At 66.9% G+C, this 15,478-nt stretch carries 18 protein-coding genes; 16 read left to right on the top strand and 2 right to left on the bottom strand.

The window, feature by feature from the left end; genetic code table 11:
- Nucleotides 1-153 precede the first annotated feature (153 nt).
- The gene (locus tag ACI2JO_RS04430; protein WP_145147017.1) at nucleotides 154-366 is read right to left on the bottom strand and encodes an AlpA family transcriptional regulator; all 213 of its coding nucleotides are present in this window, start codon (nucleotides 364-366) and stop codon (nucleotides 154-156) included.
- Nucleotides 367-424: 58 nt separating this feature from the next.
- Nucleotides 425-901: a helix-turn-helix domain-containing protein gene (locus ACI2JO_RS04425; protein WP_404719513.1), complete on the bottom strand. Its 477-nt coding sequence runs from the start codon at nucleotides 899-901 to the stop codon at nucleotides 425-427.
- 398 nt (nucleotides 902-1,299) lie between these two features.
- Between ACI2JO_RS04425 and ACI2JO_RS04420 the strand changes: the two genes are divergently transcribed.
- From ACI2JO_RS04420 to ACI2JO_RS04345, 16 genes are all read left to right on the top strand, one after another.
- The gene (locus tag ACI2JO_RS04420; protein WP_145147013.1) at nucleotides 1,300-1,623 is read left to right on the top strand and encodes a TrbC/VirB2 family protein; all 324 of its coding nucleotides are present in this window, start codon (nucleotides 1,300-1,302) and stop codon (nucleotides 1,621-1,623) included.
- A 29-nt stretch (nucleotides 1,624-1,652) separates the two neighbouring features.
- Nucleotides 1,653-1,940: a type IV conjugative transfer system protein TraL gene (traL, locus tag ACI2JO_RS04415; RefSeq protein ID WP_404719512.1), complete on the top strand. Its 288-nt coding sequence runs from the start codon at nucleotides 1,653-1,655 to the stop codon at nucleotides 1,938-1,940.
- Nucleotides 1,941-1,950: 10 nt separating this feature from the next.
- Entirely contained in the window at nucleotides 1,951-2,517 is a 567-nt protein-coding gene (locus ACI2JO_RS04410; protein ID WP_404719511.1) for a type IV conjugative transfer system protein TraE, read from the top strand.
- Nucleotides 2,514-3,329 (top strand): type-F conjugative transfer system secretin TraK, encoded by an 816-nt coding sequence (locus tag ACI2JO_RS04405; RefSeq protein ID WP_404719510.1) that lies wholly within the window; start codon nucleotides 2,514-2,516, stop codon nucleotides 3,327-3,329. The genes ACI2JO_RS04410 and ACI2JO_RS04405 overlap by 4 nt, the downstream gene beginning before the upstream one ends.
- Nucleotides 3,323-4,687: a TrbI/VirB10 family protein gene (locus ACI2JO_RS04400; protein WP_404719509.1), complete on the top strand. Its 1,365-nt coding sequence runs from the start codon at nucleotides 3,323-3,325 to the stop codon at nucleotides 4,685-4,687. Before ACI2JO_RS04405 ends, ACI2JO_RS04400 begins: the two co-directional genes overlap by 7 nt.
- Before the next feature lie 71 nt (nucleotides 4,688-4,758).
- Nucleotides 4,759-5,580 carry a DsbC family protein gene (locus tag ACI2JO_RS04395; protein ID WP_404720323.1) on the top strand — a complete coding sequence of 274 codons (822 nt, stop codon included), beginning with the start codon at nucleotides 4,759-4,761 and terminating at the stop codon, nucleotides 5,578-5,580.
- Nucleotides 5,577-6,494, top strand: coding sequence for a hypothetical protein (locus ACI2JO_RS04390; protein WP_404719508.1), 918 nt, complete (start codon nucleotides 5,577-5,579; stop codon nucleotides 6,492-6,494). Before ACI2JO_RS04395 ends, ACI2JO_RS04390 begins: the two co-directional genes overlap by 4 nt.
- The gene (gene traC, locus ACI2JO_RS04385) at nucleotides 6,491-9,076 is read left to right on the top strand and encodes a type IV secretion system protein TraC (RefSeq protein ID WP_404719507.1); all 2,586 of its coding nucleotides are present in this window, start codon (nucleotides 6,491-6,493) and stop codon (nucleotides 9,074-9,076) included. Before ACI2JO_RS04390 ends, traC begins: the two co-directional genes overlap by 4 nt.
- Nucleotides 9,063-9,422, top strand: a complete 360-nt coding sequence (locus tag ACI2JO_RS04380; RefSeq protein WP_404719506.1) for a hypothetical protein — start codon at nucleotides 9,063-9,065, stop codon at nucleotides 9,420-9,422. The genes traC and ACI2JO_RS04380 overlap by 14 nt, the downstream gene beginning before the upstream one ends.
- Entirely contained in the window at nucleotides 9,419-9,823 is a 405-nt protein-coding gene (locus ACI2JO_RS04375; protein WP_404719505.1) for a TrbI F-type domain-containing protein, read from the top strand. The genes ACI2JO_RS04380 and ACI2JO_RS04375 overlap by 4 nt, the downstream gene beginning before the upstream one ends.
- Nucleotides 9,810-10,349, top strand: coding sequence for a S26 family signal peptidase (locus ACI2JO_RS04370; protein ID WP_404719504.1), 540 nt, complete (start codon nucleotides 9,810-9,812; stop codon nucleotides 10,347-10,349). Before ACI2JO_RS04375 ends, ACI2JO_RS04370 begins: the two co-directional genes overlap by 14 nt.
- Nucleotides 10,346-10,990, top strand: a complete 645-nt coding sequence (gene traW, locus ACI2JO_RS04365; protein WP_404719503.1) for a type-F conjugative transfer system protein TraW — start codon at nucleotides 10,346-10,348, stop codon at nucleotides 10,988-10,990. Before ACI2JO_RS04370 ends, traW begins: the two co-directional genes overlap by 4 nt.
- An 86-nt stretch (nucleotides 10,991-11,076) precedes the next feature.
- Nucleotides 11,077-12,081: a conjugal transfer pilus assembly protein TraU gene (gene traU, locus ACI2JO_RS04360; protein ID WP_404720322.1), complete on the top strand. Its 1,005-nt coding sequence runs from the start codon at nucleotides 11,077-11,079 to the stop codon at nucleotides 12,079-12,081.
- Nucleotides 12,082-12,113: 32 nt separating this feature from the next.
- Nucleotides 12,114-12,839, top strand: a complete 726-nt coding sequence (gene trbC, locus ACI2JO_RS04355) for a type-F conjugative transfer system pilin assembly protein TrbC (protein ID WP_404719502.1) — start codon at nucleotides 12,114-12,116, stop codon at nucleotides 12,837-12,839.
- Nucleotides 12,836-14,596 carry a conjugal transfer protein TraN gene (locus tag ACI2JO_RS04350; RefSeq protein ID WP_404719501.1) on the top strand — a complete coding sequence of 587 codons (1,761 nt, stop codon included), beginning with the start codon at nucleotides 12,836-12,838 and terminating at the stop codon, nucleotides 14,594-14,596. Before trbC ends, ACI2JO_RS04350 begins: the two co-directional genes overlap by 4 nt.
- Nucleotides 14,596-15,423: a conjugal transfer protein TraF gene (locus ACI2JO_RS04345; RefSeq protein WP_404719500.1), complete on the top strand. Its 828-nt coding sequence runs from the start codon at nucleotides 14,596-14,598 to the stop codon at nucleotides 15,421-15,423. Before ACI2JO_RS04350 ends, ACI2JO_RS04345 begins: the two co-directional genes overlap by 1 nt.
- Nucleotides 15,424-15,478: the final 55 nt, after the last annotated feature.

Raw genomic sequence — 15,478 nt, 5'->3', positions numbered from 1 at the left:
CGGAAGCCGAGTTTATCGCGCAGAGCGGGCCAAAACAGTTGCCCGCGGGACTGCCCGAAGCGTGCACTTGAGAGAGAGATAGAGAGAGAGATCGCTACAGGAGCCCAGCATCTGTTGCATGAACGAAACGCGCTGCGAACGCGCCATTGCGCCTCAGTCTCTTGCTTGGTCCGTCAGCTTGCCCTCAATCCAGCTGTCGATTTCACCCTCGGACCACGCAATTGCGCGAGGGCCCAACTTCCGCGCTTTCGGGAAAGATCCGAGTTCCATCAGCCGGTAAATGGTTGAGCGACCGAGGCCGACCCGCTGTCTGACTTCGGGCAGCCTGATGAGGCGTTCCGACGATCGGGAGAGATGAGCTTGCATCAAGCTGTCCTTCGTTGAAGCTACCGCGACCTCTCCCCAGTGGTCGGCTGCTAGTGGGTTAGGCGGTACGTCCGGGCGAGAAGTCGCCAAGACGCTGTTCTCGTTCGATCAGGTCGTGGATGTGATGCGCGATCCGCTGGGCGACGAACCGGGCGGCCTGCGTTCCCCACCTTGGGTCGACCCGATCGCTGGTGTCGCCGATTTCTGCGGCAAGCGCATCGGGAAGGGCAGCCACCATGGTCTCGAGAAAGCCTCCAAGCCCTGAGCGCGCCCAGTCGGTCGCGAGGTCCTGGCGATCGAACAGCGCAAGCGTCAGTGTGCCGCGGGCAGGCAGCCCAGCCTCGTGCAGGATGGTGGCAGCTTCTTCCAAGCTCATATGGCGTGCGCCCTTAAGAGTGCGGCTTAATTGGTCCTTGGAGAGGCCAACGCGAGAGACGAGGTCGCGCTGGCTCACGCCGCTCTCGTCCACGAGATCGGCAACCACGGCATGCAGCGGCGCTGAGGTGAAAGGTGGAGGGTCGGCGATGACGGCCACGAAAAGTCTCCGGTTATCGAGTCGCATCGCACGCTAGCGCGCACTCCGCCTGTAGGAAAACAAAACAAGAACATCCTATAGCGGCGGAGGATCATGGGACGCTCTCCGTTGGTGCAAACGCCCGCGCGACTCGGCCAAAAGGATTGCGAATCGTTCGAGAGGCGGATGTTGCGACAGTCGTCGCGACGGCGCGCGCTAACGTGCTCCACCACCGCGATCCTTGTCGCGGTAAGTAGGAAGATTCCAACGCGAGCTGCGATGACTATCGCAGAATCCGCGACAAGAGCGGCGATCTGTTCTCTTCATGTTCCTTTCTGTTGAGGCGGCCGGGCGAAGGGCGCTTGGTGAGTGGGCGGTCGGTGTTCGGCCGCACCGACACTCCCACGGAGACGCTCTCGATGCACAGCCTCAAGCTCCCGCTGGCTCGCGCCAAACTCGGTCGTGCCAGTGACTATGTCCTGCCCGCGGTGGGGCTCATGCTCTGCGCTACGGCCGCCTACGCCGGCGCAGACGCGACCTTCAGCCCGGCGCTGACCAAATTCACCGACTTTCTCGAGGGTTCGGGCGGCAAGATCATTGCCGTGCTCAGCCTCGCTGGCGGCATCATCGGCATGGCGTCGGGTCGGTTCAGCCTCGGCCAGGTGGCGCTGCCCGTCGGCGTCGGCATCGGTGTCGGCACCGGCGTGCCGATCGTCACCTCCACGGTCACCGCGCTCATCTGAGTGCGGGAAAAGAGGGCGGGGCGGCAGCCATGTCTGACAAGTATATCGTTCCCAGGCGTCTCGATGATCCCGAGCTCATCGGCCTTTGGACCCTTGATGAATTCATGGGGCTGGCGATCCCGTTCGCCTGGGGCATTCTCACCCAGCATATCCTGATTGGCATCATACTCTCCGGCGGAGCGTGGTTTGCGCTGCGCAAGGCAAAAGCTGGCCGAGCCAGCTCGTGGGTGATCCATGCGGCCTATTGGTATCTGGGTGCGACCTTTGTCAGGCTGAAAGCCACTCCGCCCTCCCATTGCCGCCTGCTGGCCGGCTGAGGAGGACAATATGCTCGCCGACATCGCGCATCAGCGCAGCCAGTCATTGCTCCGGCAACGCAAGGTTCTGCTTCTCGCGGCCGCCGCGTCGTTCGTGACGAACATTGCCCTGTTCTCGGCGCTCTCGTCGAAGGATCGCGAGATCGTGCTTCAACCGATCGCGACGCGTCCGCTGACGATCAGCTCGTCGGGTGTCGAGGCCGACTATCTCGAGCTGGTGACGCGCGACGTCGCGCTGATGCTGCTCAACCGGTCGCCTGCCGGCCTCGACTATTGGATGGAGCAGATCCTCAAGCTCGCCGATCCGTCGGCGCACGGCGCGCTCAAGGCCGAACTCGTCAAGATCGTCACCGAGCAGCGCGGCTCCGATGTCAGCCAGGCCCTCGTGATTAACGGCATGACCGTCGATCCCAAAGGGCTGACGTCCGAGGTCGAAGGCGACCTCAAGACCTTCGTCGGCGGTCAGGTGATCGCCAGCGAGACCAAGCGGTTCCGCTTCGGCTGGAATTACGCGGGCTTGCGCCTCTCGCTCACGAGCTTTGCGCTCATCCATTCGCCCAAGGAGGCACGTCCGTGATCTGCATCCCACCCACCTGGCTGCTTGCTGCTGGCGCGACCTCGGTCGTGGCTGGCGCCTCGCGGCCGATCGATCTCGCCTGGAAGCCGCTCGGCTTTGCGCTGATCGGCGCGGCCTTGGTGCTCGGTGCCACGCCGGCTTGGGCCGACCAATACCGGCAGGCGGCAGACAATGCCCGGGTCGACTGCGTCGTCTCGTCGCGCGACCTGACCCGCATCGCGCTCGTCGGCGACGGTTTCGCGAGCGTCAGCAAGGTCTCGACCGGCTATCCGTATAACGACTTCACCGTCACCAACGAGCCGATCCGTGGCGACATCTATCTGTCGGTTCCCGATGGCTTTGCGGCGCGCTCGCTGAACTTCTTCGCTACATCGAAGAAGGGCTACGTCTACAAGTTCGCCTGCACGGTCGGCGGCGACGAGGCCGAGCAGATCTTCGTCACCAACCCGGCGCTCGGGCTTGAGAAGGCGGCGGACTGGGAAGCGAAGACCGGACCGCGCGAGACTGCAGTGCGGCTTATTCAGGCGATGGCCACGTCCGCGACCGTCGACGGCTACCAGCTGCGCCAGGTCGCGGCCGCACCGACGCGGATCGGAGATCTCAGTGTCCGGCTGATCGCCGAATATCGCGGCGCGGCGCTCGTCGGGAAGGTGCTCCGCATCGACAATCGCGGGACCAAGCCGGCGTCCGTTCGGGCCGGCGACATCGCACCCTCGGGAACGCTCGCGCTCAGCGTGGCGACGCCAGAGCTCGCACCCGGCGCGGCCACAAGCGTGTGGCTCGTCGGTTCGGCCGGAGAGGGCGCATGGTAAGCTCCACCCAGCCGCACGGCCTGCCCGAGAGTCATGACGCCGGACTGCCCGCGGGCGGTGCGCTGGGCGCGCTCAACGCCAAGACCGCGCGGCGTCAGAAGCTGATCCTTCTCAGCGGCGGCGGAGCCGTGGCGCTGATTAGTGCCTGGTTCGTGCTCGGCGGCTCGCCGGATGGCGGCATCGCCAATCTCGACGCGCCGCAGCGGATCGAGACCGACGGGATCGTCAACCGCGACCTGAGCCAGAAAGAGTTCGTCGCGATCTACGGCAATCGCCTCGACGCACAGGCGCGGCAGCTGAAAGCCCTCGAGGACGGTCGTACCAATCCGACCGAGCTGCAGGCCAAGCTGGATGCGCTCGCGGCCGAGAACCAGGCGATGCGCACCGATGGCGCGCGGACGATCGACGCGCTGTCCGCTGAAAATGCGGGCTTGCGCGCCGAGGCCAGCCGACCTGCGCAGGTTGTTCCCGCAGCACCTCCAGCGCCCGCCTATGGTCCGGGTGGGGGTTATGCCGCACAGGGTTCGTCCGTCCCGTCCGGCTCGCCCTTGTCGCCTGATCTTGCAGCCACGCCCGGCAGCGAGGGCGCGCCGCCCGAGCGGCAGGTCAAGACATTGTCCTTCGGCACAAGCGCGCCAGAGACCTCGGGTGCGACCAAGACGGGGCTTCGGTCCGGTCGTCCGGGCGCGCCGCCGATCGAGGTCGAGGACAGTCCCGAATATCTGCCGCCCAACAGCTACGCGCCGGCGCGCGTTATCGTCGGGGTCGATGCCTCGGCGGGCGTCTCGAGCCAGACGGATCCGCTGCCCGTGGTGCTGCGGATCACCGGCCCCGCGCGGTCCGTCGTCAACAACGGCAAGCTGCTGACCACGCGCATCCAGGGCTGTGTCGTCAACGGCGCGGCGCGCGGCGATCTATCGGCCGAGAAGGTTTATGTGAAGCTCGCCAAGATGACCTGCGACCAGCCCGGTGGCCGGGTCGCGGTGAGCGAGGTCAAGGGCTTCATCAGCTTCGCCGGCAAGACCGGCGTGCGCGGTCGCGTCGTCAGCCGCGAGGGCAGTCTTGTCAGCCAAGCGCTGATCGCTGGGATTGTTGGCGGGTTCGGCCGGGGCTTCTCGGCCAATGCGAACAGCGCCTTCTCCGGGATCACGCAAGGCGCCGATGGCACGCGCGAGAAGCTATCGCCCGGCGACATCGTCACCGGCGGGCTCGGCCAAGGTGCCGGCGACGCCGCCGACACGGTCTCCAAATATCTGATCGAGCGAGCTGAGCAATACCAGCCGGTCATCGAGATGCCGACCGGCATCGATGTCGAAATCGTCTTTCTGGACGGCGTTTACGTGAGGAACACGCAATGACTTCTTCTGTCTTTTCTCGAACACTGCAGCTCGATCGCTGGCACCGGCGCGAAGGTCGCGGCTTCTGGGCCATGTTGTCGCTCGCGTCGCTCGGCGTCGGCGCCAGCACCGGCATGCTGGTCAACGCGGTCTCTGCGCAGGCAACGGTGCCCAGCATCGACGCCGGCAAAGAAGCAAAGGCGGTGCTCGCCGCACTCGCCAAGCGCCTGCCCAAGACCGTGATCAATGCGGTCAACTGTGGTGGGCTCGGCGGGATCTGCGAGGTCGTCGCGGGCACCACGCTGTTCTACGTCGATCGCGGCGCGCGCTATCTGATGATCGGCCGGGTCTACGACATGGAGACCCGGGCGGACCTGACCGCGACCCGGCTGCTCGCGCTCAATCCCGACCTGCTCGTCGCCGGCGCGGCGCGCCAGAAGGCAGAAACCGACGAGACCGCGCCGCCTCAGGCACCCGCGACGCCAGCCAAGGTGAACCTCGGCGAGCTGCCCGCCGCCGGCGCGATCCACTGGGGACCCGCAAACGGACCCAAGCTCGTCGTGCTCAGCGACTTCGCCTGCAGCTACTGTCGCCGGCTGACCGACGAGCTGCGCGCGATCGGTGCGCGGGTCGAGGAGCGGCCGATCTCGATCTTCGGCGCCGCCAGCCGGGAAGCGGCCGAGCGTGTGCTCTGTTCGAAGGATCCGGCGCGTGCCCTGCACGCCGCCTATGAGCAGAGGGCGTTGCCGGCTGGCGGGAAGTGCGACACCAGCGGGCTCGACGCCAATCAGGCGTTCGCCAAGCGGCACGGCTTTGGCGGCACCCCGGTCATCATCCGCGCCGATGGCGCGGTGCTCGAGGGCTTCCGCCCCGCGGCACAGCTCAAGGCGTTCGTCGCCGGGGGTGCGGCATGACCCGCACCGCACTCCGTTGCGATCGCCACGTCGGCCTGGTGATCCGGGCAGCGCCGTGCGGCACTGCACTAGCCGCGCTCCTCGCGAGCACCGGCTGCGCCACGCTGGGCGGGAATGTCAGCGGTGATTTCGCCTGCCAGGCACCCGACGGAACATGCTCGCCGATGTCGGCGATCGATGCCCGCGCGGTCCAGAGAATGGTCGGCTCAGGTGACGCCGAGGCGGATCAGAAGCCCAGCGCCCGACAGCAGCCGTTCCGGTCGACGCAAGGTCCGGGGACCGTCGGCCGCACCGGCGAGCGAACGCTCCGGGTCGTGTTTCCGGCGCATGTCGATCGCGCCGGCGTGCTCCACGACGAAGCCACCGCGCATGTCGTCGTCGAGGATGCTGCCTGGACCATGAAGCCGGTCGACCCCGCGAACAGGGCAGCGTCCGGCGACACAACCGCCACCCACAGTTTCGAGATCTCGCGCAGTTTCGCCCCTTCCTCCCTGCGCGAGGTGATTGCTGGAGCATCCGCTCCGGTAATCGAGGGGCTTGAGTCACTCCCCGCTCAAGCCCCTCACCCTATCATCGCGGTCGGTGCGCTTCCTCGTACCGGCATCGTGCCAGGACCCACGCCGGAGGCACTTGCTGCGGCTAAGGCCGGGCGCCGGATCGCCCGGCCCGCGACGATCGATCTCAGCAAGGTGCCCCTTGACCGTTCGCAGACCTTGCCGGTCATCGGGGGGATGGGCCCCGGCCCGGCGCCATCCGCGGGCAAGCCACCAGCTGGCATCGCTGGAGCCATCGCGGCGGGGCGCGTCCGCGCACTCGCCCAACCTGCGATGGAGCAGCTGGGTCATACTTCAGCCGAGCCTGACCTCGAGGGCGTGTTCGCACCCGCGACCAGCCCGAAGGACGCGCCGAAATGAGCCTGTCGTTCCGCACCCTCTATGACACGCTGTCGCGCGGGCTGTTTGGCGACGCCGATGCGCAGGAAGCGGCGCGTCCGGTGATCGGTCTCGACATGCTTTCGAGTTTCCTGCCGTACCGCGTCTACGAGCCCACCACCCGGCTGTACCTCAACGCGCGATCGATGGGCTTCGTGCTCAACGTGGCACCACTGGTCGGTGCGGACGAGCGGACCGGCGACCTGCTCGGTCAGTTCTTCTCCGAAGGCCTACCGGCGGGTGCCTGCGTTCAGATCGTCCACTGGGCTTCCCCACGCATCGGCCGCAACATCGCGCCATGGTTCCTGCCGCGCTATGCGCGGGGCGGGGTGTATGAAGCGATCGCGCGGCGTCGCGCGGCATGCCTCTACGACTTGGTCTGGACCAGCGGCTCGGCAAGCGCGCCCTTCCATGCACGCCATCATCAGATCCTGATCTCCGTCGGCGTTCCTGCGGGGGGCGCCACCACTAAGGAGGAGCTGGTCGCCGTCCGCGAGAGCCTTACCGGCGTGCTGCGCTCGCTCGATGTGCCCGTGGCCAACGTCGATCCTGTCCAGCTTATCGCTTTCCTCGACGACCTGACTTCGCCGACGACAGCACCGCAGGACGATGCGATCGACTACAACCCGCTCGACCCGATTGCCGACCAGGCCATCCGTCGCGACATCGAGCTAATCGTCGAGGAGAGCCGGCTGTGCCTGCGCACCGAACGCTTCCGGCCGACCGGTGCCACGGATGAAGGCGCACCCGAGATCGGGGAGATCTATCCCGACCGTTTCGACGTCCGGCATTTCGGCGTGCGCAACATGCCGACGCGCTGGGCGCCGTGGGAATGCGCTCGCCTGATCGGCGATCTGTTCACCGACAAGCTGCGCATGCCCTGTCCGGCAGCGACGATGCTCTGCCTCGTCTATCCCGACCAGGAGGCAGCCTCGGCCCGCGCGGGCATGAAGTTCCTGCGCACGACCTCGCTCAGCGAAGGTCGCTCGGCGCGCTATTTGCCCAAGCTGCGTGAGCAGGCCGCCGAATGGCGCGAGGTCCAGGCGCAGATGCAGGAAGGCCGCCGGCTGGTACGCGCCTTCTACGGGGTCACGGCCTTTTCACCGGAAGGGCAGGGCGACCGCAACGAGCGCACGATCAAGTCGCTGTACAAGGCGGCCGGCTGGGACCTCGCCGACGAGCGCTACCTGCAGATCCAGGGGCTGCTCGCGGCCATGCCGATGACACTGGGCGACGGGCTTGGCGTCGACATGGAGCGCTGCAAGCGCATGCGCACCATGCTCTCGACCACGGCGGCCAACATCGCGCCGGTCCAGGGCGAGTATCTCGGCGGCAACGTCCCGCATCTCCTGTTCGTCGGGCGGCGCGGGCAGCCCTTCTTCTGGTCGCCGTTCGAGAATGGCGCGGGCAACCACAATGTCGCGATCCTCGGCAAATCGGGATCGGGCAAGTCGGTGCTGCTGCAGGAGATGTGCGCGGCCTTGTGCGGGGCTGGTGCCAAGGTCGTCGTCATCGATGACGGTCGCAGCTTCATGAACTCGTGCCGGCTCCAGGGCGGCGCGTTTATCGAGTTCACGCTGGCTTCGGGCTTCTGCCTCAATCCCTTCTCGATGATCGATGCCGCCCGGGTTGGCGAGGACGAGGATTATCGCCTCGACTGCATGGCGATGCTGAAAAGCATCGTCGGGCAGATGGCGCGTTTCATCGACCGCCTGACCGACACCGAGCGTGGCCTGATCGATCAAGCGGTGAACCAGGTGTGGGAAGCCTTCGGCCATGCAGGCTCGATCGACGGTGTCGCGCGAGCGCTCACCGACACCGGCAATCCCGATGCCGCCAACCTGGCGATCGCGATGGGTCCGTTCCTCTCGGGCGGCACGTACGGTGGGTTCTTCAATGGGCAAGCGACGCTCAAGCTCGAGGCGGACTTCACCGTGTTCGAGATGTCGGACCTGGCGACGCGGGAAGAGCTGCGCTCGGTCGTGCTGACCGCGATCATGTTCATGACCAGCCAGGCGATGACCCGCAGTCCGCGATCCGTGAAGAAGCTGCTCCTGATCGATGAGGCGTGGAGCATGCTCAAGGGCGGCTCGATGTCCGAGTTCGTCGAGACCTACGCCCGCACCGCGCGCAAATATGGCGGCGCGCTGGCGACCGCGACGCAGTCGCTCAACGACTTCTACAAATCGGGCGGCGCGACCGCCGCACTCGAGAACAGCGACTGGATGCTGGTCCTCCAGCAGAAGCCGGAGACGATCGCCGACTTCCGCAAGTCCGAGCGGCTCGACATGGATGACCGCACCGAAAGCCTGATCCGCTCGCTGAAGCGCAGTGGCTCCGAATATTCGGAGGTCTTCATCCGCGGCCCCGAGGTTCAGGCGCTGGGCCGGCTGGTCCTCGATCCTTATTCGGCGACGCTCTTCTCGTCCTCGCCCGACACCTATGCCGCCATCGAGCGCCGCATGGCGGCGGGCGACACGATCGAACAGGCGCTCGATGCCGTGGCCTTCCCGGATGCGCCTCAGACCTCGAGCACAAGGGAGGCGCAGCATGCCCGCGCCTGATCCCCGGCCTCTGGGTAGCCGTAGGGTGCGGCTGCGGCGGTTCCTCGCCGACGCCTGCCACCTGGCCCTGAGCACCACGATCTGGCTCGGCGGGACGCTGCTTGTCACGCTCGGCACGATCCTGGCGGTGGTGATCCTTGCTGCCGGTGCGCGGCTGTCGATCCTGTTCGCGCACCTCGGCAATCTCGCGACCCACTATCTCGCCGCCGACACCGCACGCCGCGCCGAGTTCGATCTCCAGCTTGTTGGCCTCACGGCTGCGCTCGCGCTGCTGTTCCTCGTCGCCCGGCTGCCTGCCTTTGCCGCCCGCATGCGGCGCGAGCTGTCTCGAAAGGACGAGCAATGAGCGATGCCATCACCCCGGCGTCGGCGCGGCGCACGATCGCCGGCTGGCCTCTAGCCCACGTCTTGGCGACGATCCTCCTGCTCGCGGGCCTGATCTGGGCGGCCTGGGCAACGCGCCTGCTGTTCGACCTATCGAAGCGGCAGATCGTGTCGGTCAGCCTGTCCACGCTGGTGGGCGATTTCGTCGCTGCCGAGAGCCGCAACGGCGGCACGCCCGAGCAGACGGCCAGCCGCACCGCCGCCTATCTCGCCGCCATCAACCGGTCGGTCAGCGCGCTGGGTGCCGACGGCACCACTGTCCTCGTCACCGAGGCGACGCTCGGCAAGAGCGTGCCCGATCGCACCGAGCTTGTACGCGCCGAGGTCAAGCGCGCGCTGGAGGTGGGCCATGACGCCCGCTGAGACGCAGCTTGCGCCCACCTTCTGGAGTCCGGCCCGGCGCCGCCGCTATCTGGTCTATACCGCGGTCGGCATCAGCCTAGTGAGCCTCGGCGAGCTTGCTAGCTGGAGCGACGACCACGCGCTGCTGGTCAATGCCACGACGAGCCTGCCGAACTGGGCGTTCATGATCGATCGGCAGCGGGTGCCGGTCCGCGGCGACTTCATCTTCTTCGAACCACCGCCAGGCCCGTTGCTCGCGCGGCATTTCGGCGCTCACCCCCAGCCGTTCGGCAAGATTGTCTATGGCACCGCCGGCGACCGGGTAGAGCGACATGGCCGGCTATTCTCGATCAACGCCCGGCCCGTAGCGTTGGCCAAGCCGGCGACGCGGTTCGGCGAGCCGCTCTCGCTGGGTCCCACCGGCATCATCCCGCGCGGCTGCTACTTCGTCGGCACGCCCCACCGCGACAGCTTCGACAGCCGCTATGCCGCGATCGGCTGGGTCTGCCGTCCGCGCATCATCGGGGTGGGGAGGGCGATCCTGTGAAGCGGCTCCTCCTCCTTTCCAGCGCCACGATCCTGTCGCTCATGTCGCAGGCGGTCTCCGCGCGCGACTATGGTCAGCAGGGCGCGGTGTTTCCGGTGATCGAGACCGATCTGCTGTCTGTCATCCAGAACAAGCTAGCCACGATGCAGGCGTCGGGCGCGCTCGATCGCGCCAACCGGGCGCTGGCCGCGCGCACTGAAGCGCGGGTCAAGCGGCCGCCTGCGGTCAAGGGCATCATCCCCGCGAGCCAGTCGAGAAGCTGGATCCACGATCCGACCATCACCGTCGAGCAGGATCTGCGCGATGCAAAGGGCCGTGTGGTGGTGGCGCGGGGGACCCGCGTGAATCCGCTCGACACCGTTCCGCTACGGCAGCGGCTCGTCTTCCTGGACGGCGACGATCCGGCGCAGGTCGCCTGGGCGACCGGCAGGACGACCGCGCTCAACGCCAAGCTCATCCTCGTGCGCGGCTCGCCCTTCGCGCTCATGAAAGCCGAGCAGCGCCGCTTCTATTTCGACCAGTCGGGGACGCTCACGACGAAGTTCGGCGTGCGCGCGGTGCCGGCGGTGATCGAGCAGGCAGGGCGCGTGCTCAGGGTCAGCGAGATCGTCATCCCCAAGACAAAGGACGGCGGCAAGTGACCGCACAGACACCTCCTCCGCCCGCATGGCTCGTGGCGGCGCGGCAGCGCCACCAGCAGCGGATACGCCGCACTCGTCTGACGCTCATGCTGCTTGCCGCAGTGCTTGCGCTGGCTGCGCTTGTGCTCGCGTCGCCGGCGCGTGCCGCGGGCACGCCCGGGCGCTGCACGGGCCGCTTCGTCAATCCGATCACCGACATCTGCTGGAGCTGTCTGTTCCCGATGTCGGTCGGCGGCCTCAAGATCTGGCCGTCGTTTGCGGGGCGACCCGACACCGACAACCCGAACCTGCCCGTCTGCAATTGCGGGATCAGGCCGGGCATTGCGATGGGCTTCTGGGAGCCGGTGCGGCTCGCCGACGTCAGCATGAAGCCGTGGTGCTTCGTCAATCTCGGCGGGCTGAAGCTCGATCCGGGGTTCGACATCGGGTTCAAGACGATCGCGGGCCCGAGCGCGGTCGGTGGTAAGGCGCAGAATACCAGCGGCTGGCATGTCCACTGGTACGCTTACCCGCTGATCTATTGGATGGAGATCGTCACCGACTTCCTGTGCCTTGAGACGGGCTCGATCGACATCCTGTACCTGACCGAGATCGACCCGCTGTGGCAGGACAGCGAGCTCACCGCCCTGATCAACCCCGAAGCGGTGCTGTTCGCCAACCCGCTCGCGCTCGCTGCCTGTGCTGCCGACTGTATCGCCGCGACCGCCAAGCTGCCGACCGATCCGCTCTTCTGGTGCGCCGGTTGCCAGGGGACGATGTACCCGCTGAACGGCAATATCGGCGCCTCGATCGGCCATGTGCAGGCCTCGCGGCTCGCACTTGCGCGTTTCGCTTACAAGCTCCACCGCGAACTCGTCGCCTGGGGCACGATGGGCTCCAAGGGCCTGTGCGGCAAATATCTGATGCCGGTGATGCGCAAGCAGCAATACCGGTTCCAGGCCACCAATCCCAATCCCCAGACTGGCGGGCGCTACGCGTGCGCGCCGATCGGCGCGTCCACGACCTTCATGTCGGCCGGCCAGGTCTATCCCGCGATCGGAGAAGATATGGGCTATCTCGTCTGGCGCAAACGCAATTGCTGCGTGCTGTGATGCGCCGTCTTCCTCTCGTGATCGGCGCCGCCATGGCGGCTACCGGTCTTACACTCGGCCTCGCCAGCGGCGGCGGCGCTCAAACCGTCGACGGACTCGATCTCGCCAAGGTGCGCGAGCGCGCGAAGCTCTCGCCCGAAGATGCCGAAGCGTTCGGCAGCGTTATCGCGAGGCGCGGCGAGGCTTTGAAGGTGCAAGCCGCGCAGAGTGCAGCCGCCGCCCGCGCGAACGCCACGCGGCATGCGCGTACCGCCGCCGCCAGCGCGCGGCCGACCGACACGTTCGACTTCGATGTGATGGTGGCGGCAGCGGGGCGCGAAGCCGCATCAAGCGAAGACGCGCCGCGGCTGGTGGCGTTCGCCAGTCTGTCGATGCCGGCCGCCTCGTTGCGCCAGATGATCGACGAGGTCGAGCGCGCCGGGGGCGTCGTCGTCTTCCGTGGCTTTCCAGGCAATTCGGTCAAGCAGTTCACGGGCGCGCTCGCGAGGGTCGTACCGGCCGGTGCCAGCAATGCGGTCGGGATCGACCCGCGCCTGTTCCGCGCGTTCGCGGTTACGACGGTGCCGACCTATGTCGTCACGTCGACCGACTTCGACCTGTGTGATGGGTTCGACTGCACCACCCCGGTGCCGCCGCATGATCGCATGTCGGGCAACGTCAGCCTTGGCCATGCTCTGGAGACTTTCGCGCAGGGCTCCGGACCGGGAGCGGGGATCGCCAACCTCTATCGGGCTCGCCTGGAAGGAGCACAGCGATGAGCGTCTTCAGCAGGAAGCCACGCGGCATCGCGCTACTTGTGATGCTGTTCAGCGCCGGCTTGGCCGGTAGTGGCGCGCTCGGTCAGGCCGGGAACCCAAGCCAGGCACGCAACGATGGCAAGGCGTTCGCCGCCGAGATCGCGACCCGAGCGCAGGACGCGACTCAGCAGACGCCGACGGCCGACAGCGTGCCGAACTTCGACGCATCACCTTCGCAGTCGTCGCTGTTCGACGATCCCGACGCACTGGCGCGCGCCGCGGGAGCGGCCGCAACCAGTCACGAAGGCTATCAGGCGGTGCGCTCCTCAGTCGATCGCCGAGCACGCATCGCGCCTGCGGACATCGAGGCGACGATCGCGCGTGGTCAGGCCGTGGCCGCCGATCCGAACGGTTATGTCAGCGGCATGGGTGTCGGTGGCGGGCAGGGGAGCTGTCGCGAGCTGCCACCGGGCACCGGCGCCAGCGGCAGCTATGAGGCGACCTGCAATGACGGGCTTGCGCTCGAGCAGAAGACCGAGCGCTGCACCATTCCGCTCAACGTCTCGGTCACGAGCACGACGACCCACCTCTACTATTGCAGCAGCTTCAACGCCGGCTTCAATCGAGCCGACGATTGCACGGTCTTCGAACCCTATATGGGCGGCACCTGCCGCCACGTCGGCTCGCATCCCGGCCGCTGCCTGCAGGGTTACTCCCGCAACGGGCAGTACTATTGCACCGAGCCGGGCGAGCCGATCGATGAGATCGCCTGCGACGCGCCCGTAACCGGCGGGACGCTGATCTCGACCAGCAATCAGAACAGGGTCTCCGAGGCGCGAGACGAGCGAGCCTGCGCTGCCCTCAGCACCGATGCGGGCTGCGTGGCGCAGGCGGAGACCTGCACCTCGAGCGATCCGGTGACGCGGACCGTAAACGGCGTCGAGGTCACGCGACCCTGCTGGGCCTGGGAGAAGAGCTATCAATGCTCGCGCGCGGTGCCGGCGCAGGATTGCGGGAGCCTCGACGCCAACCCGGCCTGCAGCTTCGCGCGCCGGGAATGCCTGAGCGAGGACGAGCCCTGCACGACTTGGGAGCGCATCTATCGCTGCGCGATCCCCGATCAGGTCGGCCCGGACAAGCAATATATCTGCGATGGCGACATCTACTGCATCAACGGCGACTGCGAGACGATCGACCGCCAGCCGAACGCCGAGTTCAAGGATGCCGCGGTCGCGCTCAACGCCGCGGCACAGGCCGGCCGCGAGTTCGATCCAGATACGCTCAGCCTGTTTAAGGGAACGCGCAACACCTGCAAGAGCGCGGTCTTCGGCGTGCTCAACTGCTGCAAGGGCAAGGCGTTTCCGCTGATCCCCGGGAGCCAATTGCTCGTCGCGCTCGGCTGCAGCCGCGAGGAGATCCTGCTCCATCAGCGCGATGCGACGGGCTTGTGCCATTATGTCGGCAGCTATTGCTCCAGCAGCGTGCTTGGCGTGTGCGTCACCAAGCGCAAAGCCTATTGCTGCTTCGAGTCCAAGCTCAGCCGCATCCTGCAGGAGCAGGGCCGGCCGCAGATCGGCAAGCCCTGGGGCTCGCCGAAGCGGGAGACCTGCCTCGGCTTCACGGTCGACGAGTTCGCCCGGCTCGACCTGTCACTCATGGACTTTTCTGAAGTCTATGCCGAGTTCCAGGACGCCGTGCGGCTGCCTGAAGAGCTGAGCACGGTCGCTTCGGTCCAGCAGAAGATCACCGACTTCTACACGCTGAACGGACCCCGCTGATGAGGAGATTTCTCCATCCACTCGCCGCCGTGGCGATGATCCTGGCGGCGGCGTTGCCGACCGCCCCGGACGCGCTCGCTGCAGCACCGGCCAGGACTACCCCGACCCCGCAGCAAGGTGATCGCTTCTACTGCGAGGACCGCCGGCTCGGGACGTGGTTCTACTGCGACCGGCCAAAGCCGGCCGAGCCGGACGCCACGCTCCCGTCGGTTCCGGCGCTGTCGGCTGCGGAGCAGCTCGAGGCGGTCACGACCGAGCTGCGCGAACTCAAGGCGCGCGCGATCCTTGATCCCAGCTCGGCGAACGTCACCGCCTATATCCGCTTCCAGCGCGCGCAGCTCGACCGCGCCTCGCTGTTCGGCGACGTGTGGCAGCGCGCGATCTGGCAGACCCCCGAACTCGACTATACGCTTCAGCGGCCGGTCGGCACGGTTGCCAAGCGCCAGTGGCTCGATACCCGAAAGGCCGAACGCGACCGCACGCTCAGCCAGCTCGGCAAGCGCTACGGGCTGTTCTACTTCTTCGCGCAGAGCTGTGGCGCGTGCTCGGTCATGTCACCGATCGTGAAGGCGGTCGCCGATACCCACGGCATCACCGTTCGCGCGATCTCGACCGATGGCGGCCCGTCCGAGACCTTCCCCCGCTACACCGTCGAGACCAACCAGCGCGCTGCGATGGGACTGACCTCGCAGGTGACGCCCGCGGTCGTGCTGTTCGACAGCGCCACCCGCACCCCCATTCCGATCGGCTACGGCGTCATCGCCGCCGACGAGCTGATGGACCGCATCTTCGCGCTCACCCAGAGAAAGGCCGGCAGTGACTATTGAACCCTCGTCGCCACGCCCGCGGCGTGGCCATTCCCAGCGCCTAATCGCCGTGGCG

This window comes from Sphingomonas sp. NPDC079357 (genome assembly GCF_044901155.1).
In the GTDB taxonomy this organism is placed as follows: domain Bacteria; phylum Pseudomonadota; class Alphaproteobacteria; order Sphingomonadales; family Sphingomonadaceae; genus Sphingomonas.
The sequence above is the reverse complement of the archived record's forward strand: the minus strand, read 5'-3'. Positions and strand labels throughout refer to the sequence as shown.